Origin of the sequence: Thalassolituus oleivorans MIL-1 (assembly GCF_000355675.1) — a bacterium.
Taxonomy (GTDB): Bacteria; Pseudomonadota; Gammaproteobacteria; order Pseudomonadales; family Oceanobacteraceae; genus Thalassolituus; species Thalassolituus oleivorans.
In genome coordinates this window covers 1-19,626 of sequence record NC_020888.1, presented here as the reverse complement: position 1 = coordinate 19,626, position 19,626 = coordinate 1, and the positions used below count along the sequence as shown (strand labels likewise).

Genomic DNA, 19,626 nt, shown 5'->3' with positions numbered 1-19,626 from the left:
GAAGTCAAATGACTTCGACCAATCTTGTAGGAGGGAGTCAGCGAACGTTTTTTGTTCGTACTCCCGATTACTGCAGTTTTCGTCACTGCTCGCTGTCGCTCCCTGAGTGACTCCTACAGAAAGATCCACCCTTGGTTTTAAGTCCGTGTTGCGAAAAGAACTCGCGGCGTCAGCCGCAAAACCCACCAATAGCTACAAAATCCCACCGTCACTGTTATAATCTCGCGTCTTTAAATTTTCGAACGTTGCATAACGCACGCAAACAGGAATCCTCGCTGTGAGCCAGAGTCGCCATAACGTCAAAACATTCCAAGGCTTAATCGCGGCCTTGCAGGAATACTGGTCCGAACAGGGCTGTGTAATCAACCAACCACTCGATATGGAAGTCGGTGCCGGTACTTTTCATACCGCGACGTTTTTGCGTGCTATTGGCCCAGAAAACTGGAGTGCTGCTTACGTGCAACCAAGCCGCCGTCCTACTGATGGCCGCTATGGTGAGAACCCGAACCGCTTGCAGCATTACTACCAATTTCAGGTAGTGATGAAGCCAAACCCAGTGGATATTCAAGAAAAGTACCTTGAGTCGCTGCGCGTGATGGGCGTTGATCCTTTGGTTCACGATATTCGTTTCGTTGAGGACAACTGGGAATCACCAACGCTAGGCGCTTGGGGTTTGGGCTGGGAAGTTTGGCTCAACGGTATGGAAGTGACTCAGTTCACTTACTTCCAGCAAGTTGGCGGTTTGGAATGTTTCCCCGTAACCGGCGAAATCACTTACGGTCTTGAGCGTATCGCCATGTACCTGCAAGAAGTGGATTCTGTCTACGACCTAGTTTGGACCTACGGCCCAGACGGCAAAGCCGTGACCTATGGCGATGTGTTCCATCAAAACGAAGTAGAACAGTCGGCCTATAACTTCGAACACGCCGATGTCGATTTCTTATTCAAAGCCTTCGACCAATACGAGAAAGACTGCAAACGTCTGATCGAAGTTGGCTTGCCGCTACCGGCTTACGAGCAGGTATTGAAAGGCTCGCATACCTTTAACTTACTCGATGCTCGCGGCGCGATTTCTGTGACTGAGCGTCAAGGCTATATCTTGCGTGTACGTACCTTAGCGCGTTCGGTTGCTGAAGCTTATTTCAACAGCCGTGCCGAAAAAGGCTTCCCGCTGGCGACCGAAGCAAACCGCGCCGAAGTATTAGCGAAGTACGAAGCAGCCAAGGCGAAAAAAGCCGATAAAGACGCTGCCCAGCAGGAGACCAAATAATGAGCACTCGTGATTTCTTAGTAGAGCTAGGCACCGAAGAGCTGCCACCGAAAGCGCTTAAAAAGTTATCAGTAGCATTCGCTGCTGAATTAAAAGATTGGCTAGATACTGAAGATATTACTTATGGCAACGTTGAGATTTTTGCTGCTCCGCGCCGCCTAGCCGTTCGCATTAGCAATTTAGCCGAAAAAGGAGATGGGGGAGTTGTAGAGAAGTTCGGTCCTTATAGTAACATTGCCTTCGATGCTAACGGCAAACCAACCAAAGCTGCAGAAGGTTTTGCCAAATCAAATGGTATTAGCATGGATCAAGTCAGCAAGATTACTGACTCCAAAGGGGAACGTCTTTACTACCGTGTCGAAGGTCATGGAACGATCACGTCTACAACTCTAATTGCTGCTGTTGATCACTCTCTTGGCAAACTTCCAGTTCCGAAACGTATGCGCTGGGGCTCTTCTCGTGTGGAATTTGTCCGTCCAGTACATTGGATTCTGATGCTATTTGGCAATCAGGATATTTATGAAGCTAATAACGCTCAAACTGAGCAGCAAAAGGAAATGCTGGGGCGTATCCTGGGGCTTCAACCAGGAAAAACCACTCGTGGTCACCGCTTCCATGCACCCGGCGAAATCGTTATCGAACACCCGTCAGAGTACCAAGACAAGTTACGCGCCGCCTATGTGATGGCGAGCTTTAGCGAACGTGGTACTTTGATTAAAGAACAAGTCACGGCCGAAGGTAAAAAACTGGGTGGCGAAGCCGTCATCAGCGACGACTTGCTCGATGAAGTAACGGCCCTAAACGAATGGCCGGTAGCCTTGGCTGGGTCGTTTGATGAAGACTTCCTGCGCGTGCCGCCAGAGGCACTGGTGTCTTCAATGAAAGAACACCAAAAGTACTTCCACGTGATGAAAGACGGCAAACTGCTGCCCAACTTCATCACCATTGCCAATATCGAAAGCAAAGATCCACAACAAGTGATCTCAGGTAACGAGAAGGTGATTCGTCCGCGTTTATCCGATGCCGCTTTCTTCTGGGATACCGATCGTAAAAACCCATTGGCCAGCCGTTTCCCGAAATTGGAAAACGTGGTCTGGGTGAATGGCCTTGGTTCTACTGCCGACAAAACCCGTCGTATTAGCGTATTAGCCAGCAAAATTGCTGAACACATTGGCGCCGATGTAGCGCTGGTTCAACGCGCTGCGCATCTGTGCAAAAACGACCTTGTTTCAAACATGGTGACCGAGTTTACCGACCTGCAAGGTTTGGCTGGTAAGTACTATGCCGAACACGATGGCGAGCCAGCAGACGTCGCGGCGGCCATGGTTGAGCAATACATGCCTGCGTTCGCTGGGGATGCTTTACCAGCAACACAAACCGGCACCCTGATCGCCTTGGCTGATCGTCTCGACAGCTTGGTCGGCTTATTTGGTACTGGCCAGCTACCAACGGGTTCTAAAGACCCATTTGCGTTGCGTCGCGCATCACTAGGTGTGTTGCGTTTGCTGGTTGAAAAGCAAATCAACATCGACCTTGGCGACTTAATTGATTGGGCGTTGGCGAATGAATGGGCCACTGAACTGCGTGCCGATACCAAAGCAACCCTAACTGAATACATGCTGGATCGTTTCAGCGCATGGTATCAAGACGAAAACATTCCAACGGGCGTATTCCAGTCTGTACGTGCACTGGGCGTAACCAATGCGTTGGATATTAACCGTCGCGTACAAGCTGTATTTACCTTCGGTAAATTAGAAGCCGCCCAAGCACTCGCCGCTGCCAACAAACGTGTCTCCAACATTCTGGCTAAGAATGGCGGCGAAAACGTTGAAGCCAAAGTGAATGCTGAACTGCTGCAACAAGCCGAAGAAAAAGCGCTAGCTGAACAAGTTGCTGCGAAAAAAGCCGTGGTTGAGCCGCTACTTGCGAACGGTGACTACAGCGCGGCATTAACGGAATTAGCGGGCCTACGCGAAGTCGTCGATGCCTTCTTCGACAACGTAATGGTCATTGCCGATGACGAAGCCGTTAAGAACAACCGCCTAGCGCTGCTAAAACAGCTTAGTGGCTTGTTTATGGCAATTGCGGATATATCTGTACTGTAATTGTTACTGCTGAAAAGCCCAGCCACTGAGAAGTCGCTGGGCTTTTTTATTTATACGGGTTCTATTCTGCCCTACTTAGTTGCATCCATAACTCAAAAACCGATAATCTCCCTTTCACTTTCTTTAATGGCGCCAACCTGCCGAGCATTACGGAATCCTAATTTTATGAAGCTGATTATCCTCGACCGCGATGGTGTACTAAATTACGACTCCGACAATTACATTCGTTCGGTGGATGAATGGCAGCCAATACCGGGCAGCGCTGAGGCCGTTGGTCGTTTGTGCAACGCAGGTTATACCGTTGCTGTGGCGACGAACCAGTCGGCGATTGGCCGTGGATTTTTCCCGATTGAAGTATTGAATGGCATGCACAACAAAATGAGTTCGTTGACGGCTGAACACGGCGGTGAATTTGCGCATATCGCTTTTTGCCCGCATGTTCCCGATGACCATTGTGATTGCCGTAAGCCAATGCCAGGCTTAATCCACCAAATAGAACAAGCGTTAGGTGTTTCTGCTAACGATGCTTGGATGGTAGGTGATTCACTCACAGACTTAAAAGCTGGGGCCAGTGCTGGCTGTAAAACAGCGTTAGTTATGACAGGCAAAGGCGAACGCACGCTACCAAAATTAAAGGCTGATGCGGAACTCAGTGATCGGCCTGTATTCGACGACTTGTCTGCTTTTGTAGATTGGTTGCTGGGCCAAGCAGAATAAAGCTCACTTCTTATCATCGCCGCTTTATTACCATTGGGTTTCCTCGTACTCTAATTACATACAGCCTAAGTTGAATGCCCGGCTCCGCACCGCGAGATGGGTGTAAATTGGGCGGATCATAAGCCTGCGAGAAGCGATGAAAACACCACCGGTACTAACGAGTATTCAACTTGCCTTTTATGGCGCACGCACACTCTTGCTGTACCTATGGCTATGTGTGTTCGCGCTATTTTGGATGCTACCTAGCTTGATATTCATCCCCCTATTGCCGCTAAAGTTACGTCATCGCTGGGTGGCACGTCCATTTTGCCGCGTGATTTTATGGTCAGCAGAGGCGATTACCGGCATACACTGGCGTGTTGTCGGTGCAGAACATATCCCGGAAGGCGAACAGCGTTGCGTTATATTAGCTAAACACCAAAGCAGCTGGGAAACCTTCATGTTACCCGTGTTGCTGTACCCGCAAGTTCAGGTCGCCAAGCAAGAACTTACTAAAGCGCCGCTCTTTGGTTGGCTATTGAAACACATGCACCCGATATTGATTGATCGCATGCAGCGCGCCCAAGCGTTAAAACAATTAGTAAAAGACGGTGCGGAACGCTTACATAATGGCTTTCATATTTTGATATTCCCAGAAGGTAGCCGCGTGCCGCCCGGAACTCGTAAAGCCTTCTCTAAGGGCGCGGCCATGCTTGCAGTAAAGAACAATGCCCCCGTGCTGGCCGTTGCTCATAATGCCGGAGAATTCTGGCCGCATGATCATTGGATAAAACGTCCAGGAACAATTACAGTCGTTATCAGCCGCGTGATTGATACAACGAACTTAAGCACACAAGAATTACACGATCAGGTTGAACACTGGATCAATTCCACCGTCGAAGAGATATCATCGACAAAGTTCACTGGCACCATGATTACCGACACGACCAGTGGTAAGCGCTTTTAATTTAGATTAACCAAGGACATTAACATGCAGATTCAAATTACCGGTTTGTTTGGGCTTATTATTCTGATTGCAGATATTTACGCTTTGATTAACGTCGTGCAGTCACGCCGAACGTCAACGGGCGCTAAGGTAGTATGGATTCTTGCGATTTTATTCTTGCCCGTCGCTGGCTTTGTGGCTTGGTTGCTATTTGGTCCACGCGATAAATAGTTAAAACACTATCGAATACGCTACAAAAAAGCCCCGCTAAACAGCGGGGCTTTTTATTGCTTCCTAAATCAACTAGACCTCTTCGGTTCCTCGTTTGATGTCGGGCTTAGTCTCAGCCTTAACTTCTAGTTTAGCCTCTTGGGGTTTATCCAATTCAATTTTTGCACTTGGCGCTCGACCCGATTTATCTTCACCAAAATAGATGGTTTGATGAGGGAAAGGTATTTCAATATTACGCTCGTCGAACGCTATCTTCATACGACGATTATATTCACGCATAACATTCCAACGGTCGTGAGATTTCGTTTTAATACGCGCTTTGATCATTACCGCGCTATCGGCAAACTCGTCTAAACCGAAAATCTCCATTGGTTCTAGTATCTTATCCCCATACACCTCGTCGTTGCGTAAATCTTCATCAATTTCTTTTAAACATACCAGTACATCATCAATATTCTCGCGATACGCCACGCCAATATTAAATAACGCAAAACTGAAATCTTTGGTCAGATTTTTAACTACTGAAATGTCACCAAATGGCACGGTAATCACAGCGCCATCCAGATCTCTTATCTGAATTTTTCGCAACGAAATTTTCTCGACCACACCAAAGTGATCACCCAACTGAATGACATCGCCTATTTGTAACAGGTCTTCGAAAATAACTGTAAGCCCGGTCAGAAAGTCTTTCACTAAGGTTTGCGCACCAAAACCTACCGCAATACCCAGAACCCCCGCACCGGCAAGCAATGGCATAATGTCGATACCTAACTCAGACAACACCACCATGATCGACAATAAACTGAGGGTGAATAAAAGTATGTTACGAATAATCGGCGTGATGGTTTGAAAACGGCTACTCGATAAATGGCTATTTCTATGCACAATAAATTCAAGTAGAGCATTGACCCCTTCCCAAATCAGCATAAAAACCAAAGCGACGACAATGAGCATAAAGGCCGATGAGAATACGGATTCAAATGCTAGAAATTTTTCCGCTTTGGGATAGTAGTCAGATAGTACGTTGGTACAGGCATAAAGACTGACAATAGAACCAAATAAATAACCTGCCCAACGTTGCAAAGAGAATAATGTTTGAAAACGATCTCGGCTTAACTCAAGACGCTTAGCAATTTTGCGCATACGTTTTTCTAAGCGAACGGCCAACATGCCATTTAAAAAGACAAAAATTCCTATAACAAATAAGGCGACCAGTAAAACCAGTAGATCTCCTATCAAAGAATCACTAAACCCATAAGAATTTAAAATTCGCATTAATTCATTGGCTAGACCATTACCGGTACTGTCTAAATCAATCAGACCCTCCACTAACGAATCAGTCTTAGCTGGCTCATTTACCTCCAGCAACAGCTTGAGCTTATCTACTAGTGCTCCCCTATCGGCTTCGCTTTCAAGGGTTGAAATTAAATTCTCTATCTTTTGAGTTTCGGTATGGGCCGTTACTTCTTCTGCATGAATATCCGCCACAGGCGGTTCGGCAAAAGCCATACTGGAAAATAAAACGGCACATACAAACCATAAATGTCGCATACTGACTCCATGCGGATGAGATTTAAACATAAGTATATCGGCTAACGCAGTGCAGTTGGGGTCCAATTGCCCGCTGTGTGACGCCACCTTCTGAATGACGTCATACTCTTTAATAGGCGGTGGCCCCCACAGACCTTGAGTTGGCCCGCCATTGTCGGTTACAACTATCTTATGTATTCACTCATCGTCTAGTAGGAGCGCTGTCATGGCGACTATCGCCGAATCGGCACATCAAAATATTGAAGTGCGTAAAATGGACTTCGCTTTCGATGCCATCGACAAAATGGATTGGTATCGTAACAACCCCTTTATGACAGCGTTCATGACCGTGCTGTCGGGCACCTTTCCACCGGGCGAGCAAATGTTCATTGAATCGGTGAGAGCCTTCAAAGATAAGGTGACCGATCCCCAATTGCTGCAGGATATCCAAGATTTTACTCGCCAAGAAGCGCACCACACCAATCAGCACAAGCTCGCCAATCTAAAGCTACAATCCTTGGGCTGGAATGCACTAGCCATTGAGAAACGAGTAGAACGAGCCATTGGGTTTCTAAATAACAAGCGCTCAGCCAGAGAGCGCTTAGCAGCAACCGTATGTCTCGAACATATTACGGCCATCGTGGCAGAGTATGTACTTACCCACCCCGAACAGCTCGCCGATATGCATCCAGCGGTGAAAAATCTACTGATCTGGCACGCCATTGAAGAAATTGAACACAAAGCCGTGGCCTTTGATGTTTACATGAGCACAGGCGGTAGCCGTAAACTCCTGAAGAGGATTATGCGATCTGTCTCCATCCTGTTCCCTATGCTCAGCTTTGCTCGTACCTTCTATTTATTGTTTAACGCCCGCCGCATGCCGAGCTGGGCACACATGAAAGATGCCTATGCAGCGCTGTTCAGCGAAACCGGTTTATTTACCTGTATCAAAGGCCCGTTTAAAGACTTCTACCGCGAAGACTTCCATCCTAATGACCACGATAACCGCGCGCTGGTTGAAAAGTGGAAGACCGAAATTGAGGCTTATAAGGCTTAAATGAGCCGAATAGCGCATTTAATCGGCTCACCATTCAAAAGCACCTTCCTTACACCCGTTCGACGCGGTTTAAACAAAGAACAAATCAAAGTGTTAAATCGCCTACTTGATGGCGGCCCGGATGGCTTTGAAGGCGGCATAAGCGCAGGCCAATATCAGAAAGTCGCCAAGGTGAGTAAAGCAACCGCAACGCGGCACTTGGCGGATTTAGTGGCCAAGGGTTGTGTTCAGAAGATGACTGGCGGTTGGCGGAGTACGAGGTATGGGGTGATCCGAGAAAGACTATAATAAGAATTTATCTATTATCGTGCTGAATAAACGCATTTATTGATGAAATAGTCTCTTTGCTATCTGAATCGCCCCTAGTTTCCTAGACACCCATTTGCTTCAAGAAATAATTCTTTTCATAGTCCCTTGGCGACAAGTCATTATTATTACCATGACGACGTGTGGAATTATAAAACAGCTCAATATAATTAAATATATCCGCTTTTCCTTCTTCTCTTGTGCGATAAATTTTACGGCGAATACGTTCTCGCTTTAGCAAGGCAAAGAAGCTTTCCGCACAGGCATTATCATGACAGTTCCCTCTACGGCTCATACTGACGGTTAAGTTATTGGCTTTTAACATGCTTTGCCAGTCGTAACTTGTGTATTGGCAACCTTGATCGGAATGCACGATCACCTCACCTTTTGGCTTCCTTCGCCAGCACGCCATCGTGATTGCATTCAGTACCAAATCGGTATTAATACGTTCACTCATCGACCAGCCAACGACCTGCCGTGAGAATAAATCAATGATTACCGCTAGAAACAGCCAGCCCTCATAGGTACGAATGTAGGTAATATCGGTGACCCATACGGTATTCGGTTTGGATACATCAAATTCACGATTCAGTAGGTTAGGGGCAACGGTGGATAACTCGCCGCTGTCATAGCGTGTTTTTCGGTTGTAGCCCCGCTCTGCCTGTATTTGTGCCTGCTGCATCAGTCGATGAACACGATTTTTTCCACAGTGTTCTCCTGCATGCTTTAGATCTTTATGGATTTTTCGATAGCCATAAACGCAACCACTCTCAAGCCAGAATTGCTTAATAAACCCGAGTAGATACTCATCAACTTTCTGCCGTGTACTTTCGGGGTTCGCTAACCAGGCATAAAACCCACTGGGATGAACTTCAAGTGTTCGACACAGGGTACGAACGGAGTAGCGATCTGTTCGAGATTTTATGAACGTGTATTTTTCTTTGACTCGGCAGCAAAGAACACGGCGGCCTCCTTTAATATGTCACGCTCCTCTGTGACACGTTTTAGCTCCGCTTTAAGCTTACGCAGCTCTTCATGACTGGATTGCTTCTCGTGGTAGGCTTGCGCATTCTCGCCGTAACGATCACGCCAGTTGTACAAGCTCTTAGTTGTAATGCCTAAACGCTGAGCAACATCAGCAATGGAGTAACCATGTTCGGTCACTTGCTTTACTGCTGCGATCTTGAATTCTTCGTTATATCGTTCACCAGCCATCTCGGCCTCCTCTTTAAATACATTGTAACTTTAAAGAGTGTCTAAGAAACTAGGGGCGATTCAATCAAATATCGTGTTGTGATTTTCATTGCCGATGATTTTAAGTAACTTCTGCCCCGAAATATTTTCATACACGCTACGAGAATGCGATGCGGGAATATCTAGGTCATTCTCGGCAAGAATCACTAAACTGTTCGCTTCGATTTTTTTCGCAGTTCTCTCTAGATCAAAGCTATCTTTTATAACTATTCTTGGAATTAAAAACCTCTCTGAGGCGATTCTGGATATGCTACTTAAAGGACATAATAAAACCAGTTTATGTACCTCTCTGCGCGTAGCAAGATAACCAGCTATAGAGCTTCCTAAGCTATAGCCAATAACTACTATTTTTGATTTAGGATTCTTTGATCTTACCAAGTCAAAAATTTCAAGCGAATCCCGACACAGAGTCTTCTCACTTGGGTACCCCTCGCTCTGCCCATAACCTCGATAGTTAAACGTAAAAATATCTTGGGCAGGTAAGACTGAAAGCGTTTTCAATATGGTACATGAGTCTTGTGCATTACCACCGAAATAAATTATTTCAATATTCGACGATATTTCAGATTGAGTTGGAATACACCAACCGTAAAGGTTAGTAAAATCACTCGTAGTTAAAACGAGCGACTGATTTTTATATTTTTTATACAGTAAGTAACTTGGATGTGGTGCTCTATAAATTAATTTTCTTTGTGAGAAAAATAAAACCAAATAAGTTACGAAAACAAAAACTACGGCTATTACAATAATATCAATCATTTACTTTATGGACATGACACTTTCGAAATATCTTCACTCGAAGAAGCTACTTTGACAATGCAAATACATGTATTTTCATCCATAACACCGACCACGGCATAATCTCCAGATCTTATTGACTCTAACTCAAGCTTTGGCAAAGTTACTTTGATACTTTTCCCTTCTAACATTTCATCTTTTAAAATTTCACCCGTCAATACCACTGGAGAGGGTATGTTGCTAGCTATCGATGGGGACTTCCCTATTCCAAAAAAACCAGAACTCTTTGACTCTACATTGTTAACTTTTATTAGAAATTTTTGATCCGAAACTCGACCATCAGGCCATTCCCATGTTAACTCTATATTATCTGACATAGCACACGCTCCTATAATTGAAAACAATATCACTAAAACCAATAAACTCACTACTTTATTTATACTACTCCACAACAAGATCATATAGATCCCTACCTTTATTTCTCACACCAATATACCCACTAAATGTTTGACATTTCCCAATGTATTTTTCACTCAGTTGTTTGTAGAGATTATTTGGAGTATCTAACCCAGGGATGCCTTTTGTTAATATTTTTGCATCAATAAAAGCTTCAGAGGCATGCGTGGAACAATTACCACCTAAGATATTGAAAGCACCAGGATTTAACTTCAACTGAGTCCAATATCTCTTAAATAAATCAGCTTGATCCTTCGTCACTTCTAATAGCAAGACAGTGGATTTAATATCATATTTTTTAGCAAGTGCCGCGTCGACATACATTGGACGTATTTTTCTTAAGTCCTCGATGTAGGCAACCATTCCCTTCATATTTAAGCCCTTACTATTCCAAATAGCTGATGGGCCTGCCGCCCACGAATTACTTGAACTACCAAAACTTGGTCCACTCACTCCACTAGACGCGTCACCACCATTACCAAAGAAACCTACAGGCTGACCACCTGGAAGTATGCAATCAGCATGCTGTTCCATTTTCCCAGGGTTATGATCATGAGAATGCTTACCTCGGACAATCAAACCTACATGATTTAATTTGAGACTATATACTTGGGACATTCAACACTCCTTGTTTTGATTACATAACCAGTCTACACCCATCGAGCATTCACGCACTAGAGTAAGAACTACATAAGATGAACTGACACTTATTCAGGATGATTATTAGCCTCCATTTGCAAGCGCTCAACCAACCACACCTTAATAATGGATTGACGGGTCACACCGATTCGGGCAGCTTCGCGATCTAATGAATCAACAACCCACGCAGGAAAATCCACATTGATACGCTTAGACTCCTGATTCACACGACGCACCGTCGACAAATCAAGATCACCGTCAATATCTTCAACACCATCATCAAATTTTTGATCAAACTCTTCAGTTTTCATAAGGCAATACCTCATTTTTATCCTAATGCCGAACAGTGCCTTTTCTCCCAATGAAACTAATTATATGAAGACGTTAATAATTATTGTCTCAAAGCACTATTTCATCATTAAACAACATTTGCTATTACGACTGCGCGGACTCTCCGATTTTAGCGAGCAACCAATCGGCCAAAGGAGTTGGTGCTAGAATTTTTAAGGAATGATTGCCCCAGCGTGTTGCACCTTCATCATGCAGTAGCGCCCTAGAAACCAACTCAGAACAATACATTTTCAAAGCTGCTTCAGATAAATAATTTAAACTTTCGATCAAGGGCTCAACATCTTTGATCACACTGTTATCAAATAATGGAATAACTTTTAAACCCATAAAACCGTCTGTTTCACTTTGCTTTGCAGTTGCGAATATTTTTAAAATTATTATATGTGTATCGGAAAATTCGGAAATCAACCTCGCGGCAGCTTCCGTTTCATCCCACTCTTTCTCACCACTTACGCAATCACTAAAGAGCCTAGCAAAATGTTTAATTTTATCTTCAGACTTTGTCCGTATCACCTTCTCACATACTGACTGAAATAAATCATAAACACCCTCTTCGTCTTCGGGGTTGATCGTACACTTCTCAACACGATTCAGTCTGAGATTAATCTCAGAAATTAATATTTCCATACGTTGCTGAACGAATTTCTCGCCCTTCTGACTTAAAATTAAATCTAGTGAACCACCGATATATGGTAATGCCGCTATCAAAGCACGAGTAATTGTAGAATCCCCATATAACAGCGAGGATTTTGTCCAGATAGGTATATTTTTTGATTGTGCAATTTCACGCTTACGATCTTTATCCATAATGTTTTTACCAGTATTTTTTAATAACCATAGCGTTATCGCTAAATAATAGGATTAATTAGCAATTCCGAAACTTGCTCACAATTCATCAACCACGCTTCGGTAGTAGTACAACGAAATGCCACAGCCGTTTGAATGTGTCCTAATATTTCCTGCATATTAGCCTGATTAAAAATTGGTTCATGATGTGCTATACGGTTTCTTAATTTACGAATCTTCTTACACTCTTTATTCAATATCACCCGCAAATTTGCCGCATCAACACTAGCATTTGGGAAAGTCATACTGCTATATGGTTTCCAAATACGTGCTTCATGTCTTTGTGTCAGCATACTTTCAAACCAGTATAAATTCAGTTCGGGAACTACTTTTCCTAACCCATCATACGTGGGTGTCACTAAATTTAGTAAATCGGCTTTTTCTTTCTTTGGTAAAGAATTCTGAAATACTGTATTGACCGGCCAGTCTAAACCGTACCTCTGTGAAATTGCATCTGAAATAGCATTTCGCAACATCACTTCATAGATATGCAATGGGAATAGAAAGTGCCCAGAGAGCTTTGCATTCCATTCGTATAGTTTTAACGTTATATCTTCACTATCAACACCTAGAATAGTTTTTACCGCATTCCGATAGGTAAAAAGGCGTCCAGGGGATAGCACTTTCTCAATATCTCTGTAGGGCATAAGTCTTCCTTGATTTACACTATTTAACTTTGACAGATCCGCGGTAAAAGTTTACAGTTTTTCAGTGAGCTTTGGATATCCCTGCTTCGGCAGCCCACCAAAGACGTATGATTTGATTAGGCCCGCTTAGTGCGGGCTTTTTCATACCCAAAATACAAAAAAGGCAGCCATTGGCTGCCTTCCCCACAACAAACTCAGATCAAAAATCCAAGTTCGCTACGTTCAACGCATTCGCTTCAATAAAGGCACGACGCGGTTCTACTTCGTCGCCCATGAGCGTGGTAAACATCTTATCGGCGCCTACGGCGTCGTCGATGGTTACTTGCAGCATGCGACGTGTTTCTGGGTCCATGGTGGTTTCCCATAGCTGGCTTGGGTTCATTTCGCCCAGTCCTTTATAGCGCTGGATGTTGAAGCCTTTTTTCGCTTCCGACAGTAACCATTGCACGGCGTCCCAGAAGTCGACGATTGGGTGAACACGTTCGCCACGTTGGATGTAAGCTGTTTCATCCAGCGTATCACGCAACATTTCGCTCATAGAGGCGAGTTTGTTGTAACCGCTACCGCCGAAGAAGTCTTTATCCAGCAAGTATTCACGCGCCATACCGTGGGTTATTACTTTAATTTCGACGTTGTAGTTATTGCGTTCACTGTCTTTTAGTACGGCCACTTCGAAGTGGCTACCGCTGCGGCCAGCGTCTGGGAGGACGGCTGAGAGCTTTTCGGTCCAATCCTTAACCATCGCCTCACTTTCAAGGTCTGCAGGGCTTAGGCGCGGAAGAGTGACCATCTGGTGCAGTACTTCGCCTGGCACTAGGTTCGACATACGCTTGACGGTTTCTTGCGCGGCACGATACTGAGCAACGATTTCAGCAAAGGCGATATCAGTAATCGCTGGCGCGTCAGCACTTGGATGCAGCGCTGCTTTTTCCAATGCGATATGAGTTAGGTAACTCTCCATCGCTTCTTCGTCTTTGATGTACTGCTCTTGCTTGCCGCGTTTGATTTTATACAACGGCGGCTGAGCAATGTAGATGTGCCCGCGTTCGATAATTTCTGGCATTTGACGGAAGAAGAAGGTCAACAGCAGCGTACGAATGTGCGCACCGTCGACGTCGGCATCGGTCATGATGATGATGCGGTGGTAACGCAGTTTGTCTGGGTTAAATTCTTCGCGGCCAATACCACAACCCAATGCGGTAATCAGGGTGCCCACTTCAGCGGATGAAATCATCTTATCGAAGCGTGCTTTTTCAACGTTAAGGATCTTACCTTTTAGCGGTAGGATCGCTTGGTTCCGGCGGTCACGGCCCTGCTTCGCAGAACCGCCCGCAGAGTCCCCTTCCACTAGGTACACTTCAGAAAGGGCTGGATCTTTCTCTTGGCAATCGGCGAGTTTACCTGGCAAACCGGCGATATCGAGAGCGCCTTTACGACGGGTCATTTCGCGGGCTTTACGGGCTGCTTCACGCGCACGTGCTGCATCGACCATTTTGCCAACCAATTCTTTGGCTTGTTGCGGGAATTCAAGCAAGTATTCTGAGAACAAACGCCCCATTTCTTGCTCTACCGCTGGCTTCACTTCACTAGATACAAGCTTGTCTTTGGTTTGCGAGCTGAACTTAGGATCAGGTACTTTAACCGAGATAATCGCGGTTAAACCTTCACGAGCGTCATCACCTGTCGTTGCCACTTTGTGTTTCTTGGCTAGGCCTTCTTTCTCGATGTAGGTATTCAACGTACGCGTCAGCGCGGCACGGAAGCCAGCCAAGTGACTACCACCGTCGCGCTGCGGGATATTGTTGGTATAGCAGTAGATGTTTTCTTGGAAGCCATCATTCCACTGCATCGCTACTTCTACGCCAATGCCATCGTTGGCTTCATCGCGCTGAACGTTGAAGTGAAACACGTCGTTCACAACGGTTTTGCCTTCGTTCAGGTAGTTAACGAAGGACGCCAAACCACCTTGGAATTCGAACAAGTCTTCTTTATCGCTGCGCTCATCTTTCAGGTGAATACGCACACCAGAGTTCAAGAATGACAATTCGCGTAAACGCTTAGCTAGGTAGTCGTAGCTGAATTCAGTTTTAGTGAAGGTTTGCTTCGATGGTAGGAAGGTAACCATAGTACCGTTAGTGGCACTTACACCAACTTCTTTCAACGGGTAATCAGGTACACCATGAGTGTATTCCTGCTCATACAACTTACCGCCGCGACGAATGGTCAGCTTTAGCTTTTCAGACAGTGCGTTAACAACTGAAACACCTACACCGTGCAAACCGCCGGATACTTTATAGGAGTTATCATCGAACTTACCGCCTGCGTGCAGTACGGTTAAGATAACTTCTGCAGCCGATACGCCTTCTTCTTCGTGCAGCTCAGTAGGAATACCACGGCCGTTATCGGATACCGATACTGAGTTATCCGGATGAATCACAACATCAACGGAATCACAGTGACCAGCCAAGGCTTCATCAATGGAGTTATCCACGACCTCGAACACCATGTGATGCAGGCCTGTGCCATCGTCTGTATCGCCAATGTACATCCCTGGTCTTTTACGTACGGCATCCAGCCCTTTTAGGACTTTAATACTCGACGAGTCGTAAATCTGCTCACTCATTCGTGGTGTTCCTCATAATTAATTCGGTGCTCTAGCGTCTTGTCGTATTGCGCTAGATATCTGCCCGCTTGCGCGTGTTCCTACAAAATGGGCTTACGCTTCTTCTGTTAAACGTCCGTGTTCCACGTGGAACACTTTACTGGCAACGGGCTGCCATACATCGGTCAGCTTGTCTTTATCGATGCTGGTAATAAAGACCTGACATTTTAAATCTTCTAGCAGTTTGCATAAAGCAAAACGGTGCTTTTCATCCAATTCTGACGCGAGATCATCCACTAGGTAGATAGTGCGTCGATCACTCTCTTGTTGAAACAATGAACCTTGAGCAATCTTAAGAGCCGCCACCACTGTTTTTTGCTGTCCGCGCGATAAGATCTCGGCAGCCGGTTGCTTATCGCATTTGATGCGCAGCTCAGCTCTGTGTGGCCCTGACTGAGTGTACCCTAAAGCGAGATCTCGTTCTTGCTGACGTGTTAGTACATCGCCCAGTTCCGAATCTTTGTCCCATCCCGGAAAATACGCCAAGGTGACGTCTACATCAGGATCAAGAGCGGTAAGAATACGCTCAAATTCGGGCTTAAAACGCTTAAGGTAGTCTCTTCTGTGTTTGTCGATGGTAAGGGCGCTCTCCACAAATCCAGCGTTCCAAACGCTCAGCCATTCGCTCTCTTTTTGCTTGAGAACGGCATTGCGTTGTTTCAGCTGTTTGCGAAAGGTCTTCCACTGATCCATGAAGCCGTGTTCCACGTGGAACACTCCCCAATCAATAAACTGTCGCCGTTCTTCTGGAGAGCCAGCCAATAACTTGAATGTATTTGGCTCTATGATCTGAACCGGTAACCAATGTGCCGCTTCGGCCTGAGACGTGAGAACAGAACCATTTTGCTTCAGCAAATGATCCCCTCCCTTTAAGCGCAAACTATCTAGCTCGCACTCGCCGCGATGCAGGTCTTCAATGCTCATGCGCAATTCCATGCGATCAGCATCGTGACTCATAACATGTTTAAGCTGAGAGGTACGAAACGACTTGCCGGCAGCCATGACCGCAATGGCTTCGAGTATGCTCGTCTTGCCAGAACCGTTCTCGCCATAAATGAAATTAACCCCGCTATGCGGGGTTATGGTCAGCGGCTGTAAGTTGCGCACGCCGCTGATTTGAAGTTGCCGAATAGGCATATCAGGAAGTAATACTACAGACGCATCGGCATAACCACATACATGGCATCGCCGCCTTCTGGCTCTTCTAAAAGTGCGCTGCTATTGGCATCAGATAAGGTCAGCTTAACTTGCTGTGTATCTAGCACGCCCATAACATCTTGTAGGTAAGATACGTTGAAGCCCATTTCTAAAGCATCACCTTTGTATTCTACCGCTACCGATTCTTCCGCTTCTTCTTGCTCCGGGTTGTTAGCAAAAACCTGCAAAACATCCGTTGCTAGCACTAAACGCACACCACGATATTTTTCGTTAGAAAGAATCGCAGTACGGTTAAATACTTGGCGTAATTCCAAACGATCAGCCAGCATAACGTTGTTGCCGCCCTTAGGAATAACACGGCCATAATCTGGGAACTTGCCATCGACCAACTTAGAGGTGAAGGTGAAATTCTCGGTATGGGTACGCAAGTGGTTAGTGCTTAACGAAACGCTAACAGTGGCTTCTGGATCAGTCAGCAACTTAGCCAACTCCAGCACGCCTTTACGCGGCAGAATAATTTGCTGCGCGACTTCTGGGCCGCTAACCGCAACATGGCATGTCGCTAGACGGTGACCATCGGTTGCAACTGCACGCAAACCATTAGCACTCACTTCTATCAACATACCATTTAAGTAGTAACGAACATCTTGCTGTGCCATGGCAAAGCTAGTGCGGTCGATAATACGACGCAGGCTGCCTTGGGCCAGAGTAAACGACTGTTCGCCAGCGATGTTGTCGACATTTGGAAATTCAGTTGCAGGCAAGGTAGACAGCGTAAAACGTGAACGACCAGAGCGTACGTTAACGCGCTGATCATCTTGTTCGACTTCAATCTGTGCGCCATCTGGCAACGAACGGCAAATATCCATCAGCTTTTTAGCAGGCACTGTAATTGCGCCCTCTTCGCCGACTTCATCAAGCGTCACTCGTCCGACCAGTTCAACTTCAAGATCTGTACCCGTCAAAGACAGTTGCTGACCTTCTACTTCCAGCAGTACGTTAGACAGTACTGGTAGCGTCTGACGTTTTTCCACAACGCCTGCCACCAATTGCAAAGGCCGCAGAAGGGCTTCCCTAGAGATAACGAATTTCATGATTCTCCACTCAGATCTAGGTTGTCAGTGATCGCAGTAAGTTCTTATAGTCTTCCCGAACGTCTGCACTGGTTTCCTGTAATTCTTTAATTTTACGGCACGCGTGTAACACTGTGGTGTGATCTCGCCCGCCAAACAACTCACCAATTTCTGGCAAGCTGTGGTTGGTAAGTTCTTTACTCAGTGCCATCGCTACTTGTCTAGGACGAGCGATAGAACGGGTGCGGCGCTTAGATAATAAATCAGACATCTTGATTTTGTAATACTCAGCAACCGTTCGCTGGATATTTTCAACGCTGACCTGTTTGTCTTGTAAAGCGAGCAAATCTTTTAACGATTCTTTAATAAACGGCAGCGTAATTTCACTTCCTGTGAAGTGCGAATTCGCAACCACGCGTTTTAACGCGCCCTCCAGTTCCCGTACGTTGGAACGGATCTTCTGGGCAATAAAGAATGCCGCATCGTCGGGCAGATTAACACCAGTTTGTTCAGCCTTTTTCATCAAAATGGCCACTCGTGTTTCCAGCTCTGGTGGTTCAACAGCAACGGTTAAACCCCAGCCGAAACGTGACTTTAAGCGTTCTTCTAATCCATTGATCTCTTTAGGGTAGCGATCACAGGTTAAAATCATTTGCTGACCACCCTCTAACAAAGCGTTAAAGGTATGGAAAAACTCTTCTTGCGAACGTTCTTTGCCCGCAAAAAATTGAATATCGTCAATTAATAAAGCATCTAAACCACGATAAAAGCGCTTAAATTCGTTAATCGCATTTAGCTGTAATGCTTTTACCATGTCTTGCACAAAGCGTTCTGAATGCACATAAAGTACTTTTGCATTCGGATTTTTACTTTGCAGATGATTACCTACCGCATGCATTAAGTGGGTTTTACCTAAACCGACACCACCATATATAAATAGAGGGTTGTAAGAACCACCGGCATTTTCAGCAATCTGCTTAGCTGCGGCATGCGCTAGCTGGTTTGATTTACCTTCAACAAAGGTTTTAAAGGTAAATGTCGAATTCAAGAAACTCTGATGCTGAATACCACCTTCAACCTGCACATTACGTTTCGGTTTATTAGAAACCGGAGCCGACGGCATAGGATCAGTATTAAAAGAAGCCTGACCAGGCAAAATGAGATTAGAAGAAGACTGACGTCCAAACTCATTGTTGTTATTAGTAGAAGGTGATTCTTTTAACGGTGAAGATGCAATCGGTGAAAAAGTACTGGTTGGTTCTTCAGCTTCCACTCGAGGCGCAGCAAAAGCAAATCCTTCAACCGACGACGCCGCAGGCCGTGGTTCTGGTCTTGGCGCAGCCTGAGGACTAAACATAGGACGCGACTCACCCGCAGTCACATCGACATGAGTGATACGACCGCCGTTAAGTTCGGATAAGATTTCTTGAATACGCTGCAGATACTTGTCTTTAACCCAATCTTTGACAAAGCGATTAGGGGCGCTCAGAACTAACTGACCGTTTTCCGTACTCGCGATCAAAGGTCTGATCCATGTGTTGTATTGCTGCGCAGGCAACTCATGCTGTAAATGCCCAAGGCAGTCTTGCCACAAACCCGTCACGGTTACCCCTGTTACTAGCGTCATCAAAGATTTCAATCGAGCCAGCCATTCTACCCAA

General features: G+C 45.6%; 18 protein-coding genes and 1 pseudogene. 7 read left to right on the top strand and 12 right to left on the bottom strand.

Going from position 1 to position 19,626, the window contains the following annotated elements:
- Nucleotides 1–277: 277 nt before the first annotated feature.
- The 5 genes from glyQ (at nucleotide 278) to TOL_RS00080 (ending at nucleotide 5,248) form a co-directional block, all read left to right on the top strand.
- Nucleotides 278–1,270, top strand: a complete 993-nt coding sequence (glyQ, locus tag TOL_RS00100) for a glycine--tRNA ligase subunit alpha (protein WP_015485214.1) — start codon at nucleotides 278–280, stop codon at nucleotides 1,268–1,270.
- Nucleotides 1,270–3,375, top strand: coding sequence for a glycine--tRNA ligase subunit beta (gene glyS, locus TOL_RS00095; RefSeq protein WP_015485213.1), 2,106 nt, complete (start codon nucleotides 1,270–1,272; stop codon nucleotides 3,373–3,375). Before glyQ ends, glyS begins: the two co-directional genes overlap by 1 nt.
- Before the next feature lie 165 nt (nucleotides 3,376–3,540).
- Complete coding sequence (gene gmhB, locus TOL_RS00090; RefSeq protein WP_015485212.1) at nucleotides 3,541–4,092, top strand: D-glycero-beta-D-manno-heptose 1,7-bisphosphate 7-phosphatase; 552 nt, start codon at nucleotides 3,541–3,543, stop codon at nucleotides 4,090–4,092.
- Between the two features lie 136 nt (nucleotides 4,093–4,228).
- Nucleotides 4,229–5,038, top strand: coding sequence for a lysophospholipid acyltransferase family protein (locus tag TOL_RS00085; protein ID WP_015485211.1), 810 nt, complete (start codon nucleotides 4,229–4,231; stop codon nucleotides 5,036–5,038).
- A 24-nt stretch (nucleotides 5,039–5,062) separates the two neighbouring features.
- Complete coding sequence (locus TOL_RS00080) at nucleotides 5,063–5,248, top strand: PLDc N-terminal domain-containing protein (RefSeq protein ID WP_015485210.1); 186 nt, start codon at nucleotides 5,063–5,065, stop codon at nucleotides 5,246–5,248.
- Between the two features lie 72 nt (nucleotides 5,249–5,320).
- Here TOL_RS00080 and TOL_RS00075 read toward each other — a convergent pair whose 3' ends face one another.
- Nucleotides 5,321–6,799, bottom strand: a complete 1,479-nt coding sequence (locus TOL_RS00075) for a mechanosensitive ion channel family protein (RefSeq protein ID WP_015485209.1) — start codon at nucleotides 6,797–6,799, stop codon at nucleotides 5,321–5,323.
- 205 nt (nucleotides 6,800–7,004) lie between these two features.
- Between TOL_RS00075 and TOL_RS00070 the strand changes: the two genes are divergently transcribed.
- Nucleotides 7,005–7,835, top strand: a complete 831-nt coding sequence (locus TOL_RS00070; protein ID WP_015485208.1) for a metal-dependent hydrolase — start codon at nucleotides 7,005–7,007, stop codon at nucleotides 7,833–7,835.
- A gap of 69 nt (nucleotides 7,836–7,904) precedes the next feature.
- Nucleotides 7,905–8,123 (top strand): annotated as a pseudogene (locus TOL_RS00065) (DUF4172 domain-containing protein); the annotation flags it as partial.
- Between the two features lie 82 nt (nucleotides 8,124–8,205).
- Here the strand turns inward: TOL_RS00065 and TOL_RS00060 are convergent.
- The 11 genes from TOL_RS00060 to dnaA form a co-directional block, all read right to left on the bottom strand.
- A protein-coding gene (locus tag TOL_RS00060; RefSeq protein ID WP_399347676.1) for an IS3 family transposase occupies nucleotides 8,206–9,356 on the bottom strand; the annotation gives its coding sequence in 2 pieces (ribosomal slippage) (nucleotides 8,206–9,113 and nucleotides 9,113–9,356; 1,152 coding nt in all).
- A 60-nt stretch (nucleotides 9,357–9,416) separates the two neighbouring features.
- Nucleotides 9,417–10,154, bottom strand: coding sequence for an alpha/beta hydrolase (locus tag TOL_RS00050; protein ID WP_015485204.1), 738 nt, complete (start codon nucleotides 10,152–10,154; stop codon nucleotides 9,417–9,419).
- Between the two features lie 5 nt (nucleotides 10,155–10,159).
- The gene (locus TOL_RS00045) at nucleotides 10,160–10,510 is read right to left on the bottom strand and encodes a hypothetical protein (RefSeq protein WP_025264401.1); all 351 of its coding nucleotides are present in this window, start codon (nucleotides 10,508–10,510) and stop codon (nucleotides 10,160–10,162) included.
- Nucleotides 10,511–10,574: 64 nt separating this feature from the next.
- Nucleotides 10,575–11,207 carry a hypothetical protein gene (locus tag TOL_RS00040; RefSeq protein WP_015485202.1) on the bottom strand — a complete coding sequence of 211 codons (633 nt, stop codon included), beginning with the start codon at nucleotides 11,205–11,207 and terminating at the stop codon, nucleotides 10,575–10,577.
- 89 nt (nucleotides 11,208–11,296) lie between these two features.
- Entirely contained in the window at nucleotides 11,297–11,539 is a 243-nt protein-coding gene (gene brnA / locus TOL_RS00035; protein WP_015485201.1) for a type II toxin-antitoxin system BrnA family antitoxin, read from the bottom strand.
- A 124-nt stretch (nucleotides 11,540–11,663) separates the two neighbouring features.
- A complete protein-coding gene (locus TOL_RS00030; protein WP_015485200.1) occupies nucleotides 11,664–12,386 on the bottom strand; it encodes a hypothetical protein in 723 nt (240 codons plus the stop codon).
- A 41-nt stretch (nucleotides 12,387–12,427) separates the two neighbouring features.
- The gene (locus TOL_RS00025; protein WP_015485199.1) at nucleotides 12,428–13,072 is read right to left on the bottom strand and encodes an Abi family protein; all 645 of its coding nucleotides are present in this window, start codon (nucleotides 13,070–13,072) and stop codon (nucleotides 12,428–12,430) included.
- 199 nt (nucleotides 13,073–13,271) lie between these two features.
- Complete coding sequence (gyrB, locus tag TOL_RS00020) at nucleotides 13,272–15,695, bottom strand: DNA topoisomerase (ATP-hydrolyzing) subunit B (RefSeq protein WP_015485198.1); 2,424 nt, start codon at nucleotides 15,693–15,695, stop codon at nucleotides 13,272–13,274.
- Nucleotides 15,696–15,788: 93 nt separating this feature from the next.
- Nucleotides 15,789–16,871: a DNA replication/repair protein RecF gene (gene recF / locus TOL_RS00015; RefSeq protein WP_015485197.1), complete on the bottom strand. Its 1,083-nt coding sequence runs from the start codon at nucleotides 16,869–16,871 to the stop codon at nucleotides 15,789–15,791.
- 14 nt (nucleotides 16,872–16,885) lie between these two features.
- Nucleotides 16,886–17,986, bottom strand: a complete 1,101-nt coding sequence (gene dnaN / locus TOL_RS00010; RefSeq protein WP_015485196.1) for a DNA polymerase III subunit beta — start codon at nucleotides 17,984–17,986, stop codon at nucleotides 16,886–16,888.
- A gap of 16 nt (nucleotides 17,987–18,002) precedes the next feature.
- On the bottom strand, nucleotides 18,003–19,592 hold the full coding sequence (gene dnaA / locus TOL_RS00005) for a chromosomal replication initiator protein DnaA (protein ID WP_015485195.1): 1,590 nt from the start codon (nucleotides 19,590–19,592) through the stop codon (nucleotides 18,003–18,005).
- Nucleotides 19,593–19,626: the final 34 nt, after the last annotated feature.

Bases quoted from the DNA above. Each gene is read 5' to 3' on its own strand.
- TOL_RS00070 (WP_015485208.1), top strand. From the start codon at position 7,005: ATGGCGACTATCGCCGAATCGGCACATCAAAATATTGAAGTGCGTAAA.
- TOL_RS00050 (WP_015485204.1), bottom strand. From the start codon at position 10,154: ATGATTGATATTATTGTAATAGCCGTAGTTTTTGTTTTCGTAACTTAT.
- TOL_RS00085 (WP_015485211.1), top strand. From the start codon at position 4,229: ATGAAAACACCACCGGTACTAACGAGTATTCAACTTGCCTTTTATGGC.
- gmhB (WP_015485212.1), top strand. From the start codon at position 3,541: ATGAAGCTGATTATCCTCGACCGCGATGGTGTACTAAATTACGACTCC.
- TOL_RS00045 (WP_025264401.1), bottom strand. From the start codon at position 10,510: ATGTCAGATAATATAGAGTTAACATGGGAATGGCCTGATGGTCGAGTT.
- brnA (WP_015485201.1), bottom strand. From the start codon at position 11,539: ATGAAAACTGAAGAGTTTGATCAAAAATTTGATGATGGTGTTGAAGAT.
- dnaA (WP_015485195.1), bottom strand. From the start codon at position 19,592: ATGACGCTAGTAACAGGGGTAACCGTGACGGGTTTGTGGCAAGACTGC.
- TOL_RS00030 (WP_015485200.1), bottom strand. From the start codon at position 12,386: ATGGATAAAGATCGTAAGCGTGAAATTGCACAATCAAAAAATATACCT.
- glyS (WP_015485213.1), top strand. From the start codon at position 1,270: ATGAGCACTCGTGATTTCTTAGTAGAGCTAGGCACCGAAGAGCTGCCA.
- TOL_RS00075 (WP_015485209.1), bottom strand. From the start codon at position 6,799: ATGCGACATTTATGGTTTGTATGTGCCGTTTTATTTTCCAGTATGGCT.
- dnaN (WP_015485196.1), bottom strand. From the start codon at position 17,986: ATGAAATTCGTTATCTCTAGGGAAGCCCTTCTGCGGCCTTTGCAATTG.
- recF (WP_015485197.1), bottom strand. From the start codon at position 16,871: ATGCCTATTCGGCAACTTCAAATCAGCGGCGTGCGCAACTTACAGCCG.
- gyrB (WP_015485198.1), bottom strand. From the start codon at position 15,695: ATGAGTGAGCAGATTTACGACTCGTCGAGTATTAAAGTCCTAAAAGGG.
- TOL_RS00040 (WP_015485202.1), bottom strand. From the start codon at position 11,207: ATGTCCCAAGTATATAGTCTCAAATTAAATCATGTAGGTTTGATTGTC.
- TOL_RS00080 (WP_015485210.1), top strand. From the start codon at position 5,063: ATGCAGATTCAAATTACCGGTTTGTTTGGGCTTATTATTCTGATTGCA.
- TOL_RS00025 (WP_015485199.1), bottom strand. From the start codon at position 13,072: ATGCCCTACAGAGATATTGAGAAAGTGCTATCCCCTGGACGCCTTTTT.